Annotated in this window: 5 protein-coding genes; all 5 read left to right on the top strand. The window is 66.7% G+C overall.

The genetic code is table 11. The features are described from left to right. Positions 1-195 (top strand): hypothetical protein (locus JSV65_06770; GenBank protein UCH36051.1); only part of this gene is annotated, 195 nt, incomplete at its 5' end. 52 nt (positions 196-247) lie between these two features. Further along, positions 248-838: a phosphodiesterase gene (gene yfcE, locus JSV65_06765; protein UCH36050.1), complete on the top strand. Its 591-nt coding sequence runs from the start codon at positions 248-250 to the stop codon at positions 836-838. Between the two features lies 1 nt (position 839). Continuing rightward, on the top strand, positions 840-1,286 hold the full coding sequence (locus JSV65_06760; GenBank protein UCH36049.1) for a D-tyrosyl-tRNA(Tyr) deacylase: 447 nt from the start codon (positions 840-842) through the stop codon (positions 1,284-1,286). Between the two features lie 156 nt (positions 1,287-1,442). Next, a complete protein-coding gene (locus JSV65_06755; GenBank protein UCH36048.1) occupies positions 1,443-3,134 on the top strand; it encodes a hypothetical protein in 1,692 nt (563 codons plus the stop codon). 68 nt (positions 3,135-3,202) lie between these two features. Then, on the top strand, positions 3,203-3,670 hold the full coding sequence (locus tag JSV65_06750; protein ID UCH36047.1) for a hypothetical protein: 468 nt from the start codon (positions 3,203-3,205) through the stop codon (positions 3,668-3,670). The last annotated feature ends 117 nt before the right edge of the window (positions 3,671-3,787 follow it).

Below are 3,787 nucleotides of genomic sequence, written 5' to 3'. Positions count from 1 at the left end.
TACGACATCGTGGTGCAGATCAACGACACGCAGATCATGGGCATAGACCAGGCGCTCCAGGTTATCGTGACCGCGCCCGTCGGCTCGCGGCTCAACCTGCGCATCTGGCGGCCGACGCAGGAAGGCTGGGGGCAGAACGTGGTGCCGATTGTGACCGAAGAGGCGCCCGCGCCGCCGACAGCCCGGGGGACGTGAGCGACCGCGGCAGTTCGCGGCTCGCCGCCGTGCCCGAGGAGGACGCGCGCTCATGAAGCTCGGCGTCATCAGTGATACGCACGGCGATACCAGCGGCTGGCAGGCGGCCATGGCCGGGCCGGTCATGGGGGCGGATCTGATTATCCACGCGGGGGATGTCCTCTACCACGGCCCGCGCAATCCGATGGTCGAGGGCTACAACCCCGCCCGCCTTGCGGAGCTGATCAACCATGTCCCCGCGCCCGTGATCGTCGCCCGCGGCAACTGCGATTCCGAGGTTGACCAGCTCGTCCTCGAGTACCCCATCCAATCGCCATACGCGCTTGTGTTTGCGGAAGGGCTGCGCATCATGGTCAATCACGGCACTGAGTTCGGCCTGCAGGATCCTGTCCCGGCGATAGCGGAGGTCGCGGAGAAGTATCGGGTGCACGTCTTCATCTCCGGGCACACCCACATGCCGATGCTGGAACGGGCGGGCGGGGCGCTGCTCATGAATCCGGGCAGTCCGTCGCTCCCGAAGTCGCGCAGCGGAGAGCCGCAGCCTACGGTCGGGGTCATCGAGGACGGCGTCGCGCGGGTCATGACCCTCGACGGCCGCGTTCTTATGGAGGCGCCGGTCAGGCTCGGCGAGGGGGCACGGTAAGATGCGTGCGGTCGTGCAGCGCGCGGCGTGGGCGAAGGTAGCGGTCGGCGAAAAGGTGACCGGCGAGATCGGCTGCGGACTCGCGGTCCTGGTCGGCGTACAGGTGGGCGATACGCCTGAGGACGCCGCATACCTCTCTGACAAGATCGCCGGACTGCGCGTGTTCGAGGATGCCGACGGGAAGATGAACCTGTCCCTGCAGGACGTCGGCGGGGCGATCCTCGCGGTCAGCAACTTCACGCTGCTCGGCGACTGCCGCAAAGGACGGCGGCCGAGCTTCACCGAGGCTGCGCCGCCGGAGGAAGCCGAGCGGTTGTTCGGTGATTTCGTGGAGCGCGTGCGCGCGGCGGGACTCACTGTCGCGACCGGCGTGTTCCGCGAGCACATGCACGTGGAGATTCACAACGACGGGCCGGTGACGCTGATCCTCGACAGCCGGAGGGCGTGAGTCTCACCGGTTTTATCCGCAGATTTCGCGGATGACGCGGATTGATCGCACGAGTGCATTGCTGAGATAGTAGGGCCGGGTGTGCTGTGCACTGCTCCCCGGGGCGCAGCTGGGGGCGGCGCCGAATCTCGCAGTGTGCAGGCGTGGAGGTGCTGAGTGATCCGTGCGATTGGCCTGGCCGCAGCGTGGCTGGCCGTTTTTCCGGTCTCCGCCGGCGAGTTGCTGACCAACAACGGCGGTCGAGCCGCGGATCATGGCATCACGTACGCGGCCACGCCGGTGCAGGCCGGGTGGCCCGAAGGCTCAGTCCTCACCGACGGCAATACCCGCACCAGTCACTACGCTGCCACGTCCCTCAGGTGGCCGGCCGGCACGACGCCGCGTATCGAGTTCGCCCTCGGCCGGCAGATGCTGGTGACCGAGGTGGTGGTGTGGTTCTCTGGGCGCTTCCGGGCAGACATCAGCACGGCCCAGATCAGGCTCGATTGTGCGGACGCAGAATGGCGACATGCGGATTACCCGGCGACCTCATCAATGCGAGTGAAGGACCTCGCTTTGCGGACCGATGCGGTTACACTGGAGATCGCGGACGCGGCCGGGCCGGTGGAAGTAACGGAGGTTGAGATCTGGGGCGAGCCGACCGGGGACGTGTCGGGATTCGGCGACCTGCGCTTCAGCGTGTGGCCGCCGGTTGGCGGAGAGCGGGTCACGGTCAGTGTCGCATTGCGCAATGTGTTCGGGCGCGCGTTGCTTCCGGATCGGGTGACCTTTCGCGCTGCACTTCACGCCTTGTTCGATGACGAGGAGCAGGTCATCGGCGAGGTAGACACCGAGGGCGTGCCGCCGCGGAAGGCTCACCGGGCGGTGATTGAGTGGACGCCGAGGGACAGCGGCTGGTACACGATTCGCGTGACCGGCGGCGGCATGGGCGAACTCGAGGCGCAGGTGCCCGTGGTGCGCACGCCGCTGTACTTCGCGTGGTACGGCGTAAGTCCCGGACAACCCTTGAAATGGGTGAATGTCGCGATGCACGCCCGCGGCCTGGAGGCCGAGCGCTGGATCGAGCGCGGCGCACTCCCGCTGTCGTGGGCAGGCGGCTACTGCTACAAAGAGAAGACGGAGGGCGAGTTCGTCACGTATTGGGGCGATCTCCTGGCTCAGAGCGAGCGAGGGATAGCGATAGACGAATTCGGGTGCGATTACGGCGGCGAAGTGGATCAGAAGATGGCCGCCGCCCTCAGGCGCGTGAAGGCGGAGCATCCCGACGGCTTCGTCCTGGCGTGGAGCGCAGGGCCACTGTCGGACGTGCTGACGGCGGGCTACCGGGAAAGCGCGAATCTTGTGCTCCCCGAGGTGTACATGCAGTACCTGGGCTGGCACTACCCGGTGTTCGACCGGATCGCGGAGCAGGCGCGTGCGGCGGGGATTGCCGACAAGACGGTTTTCGGGCTGTGCACGACGACGGACAAGGGCGGCGTGACAAAGGAGCAACTGGAGGAGCAGTTCCGCTACATCAAGCGGCTGGCGCCGGAATTCCCGGGCGTCGCGTTCTACAATGCATACCGTGTGGCCCCAGGTATGATCGAGTGGGCGGATGAGTTATGCTATCGCTATTTCATCGCGCCGGTGCTTACGGTGAAGGAGTCGGAGCGAGACGAGTGGATCCTGCGCAACATCGGCGGGATAGATGCGCGGGACGTGTGGATGAAATGGGGCGAGCGAGGGGATTCCAGGCCGCTGTTCCTGCCCGTGCGCGCGGGCGGGGCGGTGCGCCTGAAGGCGCCGGTGCGCGGCGCGAGGCCTATCATCGTGGAGTCGTTCGCGTACACGGTGCTGGATGGCGACTGAGACATGAGGGCTCACGCGGGGGCGGCCGGGGAGCATGCCGCGGAAACCAGAGCCGGAGGGGAGATGCGATGGACGAGTCAGGACTGCAGGGCTTGGCCGAGCGGTTCGCGCGGCTGGAGCGTGAGAACCGGCGGCTCGCGATCGGCCTTCTCTTGATCGTGGCGGTGACCGGCGGGGTGCTCTTCCTCGGGAGCAACCAGGCGAAGCCGACTTACCGCGGGAAGCAGATTGTCGCCCGGACCTACGTGGTGGATGTTGGGGGCAATCCCGGTGGCGCCCGCGCGATTCTGGGCCACATGGGTGCAGAGAAAACGGTCGCAGAGGACGAAGGCATCCCGGTTCAACTTAGCCTGTGTGACGCGGGTGAGCCGCTGGCGACGCTCGAACTGGCGCAACGACGCTGCTTGCCGCACTTTGTGCTCCACGACCGCCGGAATCAGCGGCGAGCCGCCCTGCGCGCGTGGCCGGGCTGCGACGCCCGGCTCGAGTTGACAGATAGGGAACAGGAACTGTCCTATTCTGCCCCGCCGCGGTAGCGATGGGCCGACTCTCGAGCGGCAGACGAGGCGACAACATCCGGAACGGCGGCTTTCTGGGGCGCGGAGGAATCAGACATGAACGAAGCATCGGTGGAAGTGCTCGCCCAGCGCGCG

The organism is Armatimonadota bacterium, from assembly GCA_020354555.1.
Lineage (GTDB): Bacteria > Armatimonadota > Hebobacteria.
This window is presented reverse-complemented; position numbering and strand designations above follow the sequence as displayed.

Excerpts from the sequence above, each read along its gene's own strand:
- yfcE (UCH36050.1), top strand. The coding sequence starts at position 248 with ATGAAGCTCGGCGTCATCAGTGATACGCACGGCGATACCAGCGGCTGG.
- JSV65_06760 (UCH36049.1), top strand. The coding sequence starts at position 840 with ATGCGTGCGGTCGTGCAGCGCGCGGCGTGGGCGAAGGTAGCGGTCGGC.
- JSV65_06750 (UCH36047.1), top strand. The coding sequence starts at position 3,203 with ATGGACGAGTCAGGACTGCAGGGCTTGGCCGAGCGGTTCGCGCGGCTG.